This is a genomic window from Eubacterium callanderi (assembly GCF_900142645.1).
In the GTDB taxonomy this organism is placed as follows: domain Bacteria; phylum Bacillota; class Clostridia; order Eubacteriales; family Eubacteriaceae; genus Eubacterium; species Eubacterium callanderi.
Window position 1 is genome coordinate 1 of the sequence record NZ_FRBP01000028.1, and the last position, 1,277, is coordinate 1,277.

Annotated in this window: 1 protein-coding gene; it reads right to left on the bottom strand. The window is 53.3% G+C overall.

The window, feature by feature from the left end; all coding sequences use genetic code 11:
• Positions 1–1,256: InlB B-repeat-containing protein (locus BUC22_RS21215; RefSeq protein ID WP_143163961.1), on the bottom strand; the 1,256-nt coding region annotated here is incomplete at its 3' end.
• Between the last annotated feature and the right edge of the window lie 21 nt (positions 1,257–1,277).

The following is a 1,277-nucleotide window of genomic DNA, read 5'->3' on the forward strand; positions in this document are numbered from 1 at the left end:
TACAACGTGACGGTTTCACCATCATTTGGCGTCAGATTTATGACGCTTTGTCCATCATCATAGGCCATTCCGCCGCCATCGGGCTGGGTATTCCATCCAATGAAGGTGTAGCCTGTTTTGGTGTAGCCATTGGCCGTCAAGGTGGCCGCTGTGTCATAGGTCATAGCCTGCTCTGTTGTGCTGCCGCCGTCGGCCGTATTGCCATCGAAGTGGATAATGTATTTGTTGGCGCGCCACTGGGCATAGAGCGTGACGGTTTCGCCTTCGACCGCTGTCAGATTAACCACTGTCTGTCCATCGGTATAGGCTGTCCCTTCGCCGCCTTTCTCGGTATTCCATCCCACAAAGGTGTAACCGGTTTTGGTATAGGCGTTGGCGGTCAGGTTCACTTCAATGTCAAAGGCCATTGGCTGATCGCTCATACTTCCGCTGTCAGCCGTATTTCCGTCAAATGCCACTTTATAATTATTGGCATGCCATTGGGCGTACAGGGTTATGATACTGCCATCGTCTGGTGTCAGGTTCACCACGCTTTGTTCGTTGCCATAAGCCGTACCGGCGCCATCGGGCCGAGTGTTCCAGCCCGCAAAGGTGTAGCCTGTTTTGGCATAGCTGTTGGCCGTCAGGTTGGCCGCCTGATCATAGGTCATGCTTTGGTTAGCCATATCTCCGCCATCGGCGTTGTTGCCGTCATATTGGATGGTATAGCTGTTGGCGCGCCACTGGGCGTACAGCGTTACGCTGTCTCCTTCTTTTGAACTCAGATTACTGACATTCTGTCCATCGGTATAGGCGGTTCCGCCGCCATCACGCTGGGTGTTCCAGTTCATAAAGGTGTATCCTGTTTTAGTGTAGCCATTGGGCGTCAGGCTGGCTGCCTGATCGTAGGTCATGGCCTGCTCTGGTGTGCTGCCGCCATCGGCGGTGTTGCCATCGAAGTGGATGGTGTAATTATTGGCGCGCCATTGGGCGTACAGGGTAACCGTCCCTCCTTCGACAGACATCAGATTTGTAACATTCTGTCCATCGGTATAGCTAGTTCCGCCGCCATCGGGTTGGGTGTTCCACCCGGTAAAGGTGTAGCCTGTCTTTGTATAACCATTGGCGGTCAGGTTTACGGCTGTATCATAGGTCATGCTCTGGCTGGCCGTATCGCCGCCATCGGCGGTATTACCATCGAAGTGGATGGTATAGCTGTTGGCACGCCACTGGGCGTACAGGGTAACCCTTTCTCCTTCAACAGATGTCAGATTCACGACATTCTGCCCTTCAGTATA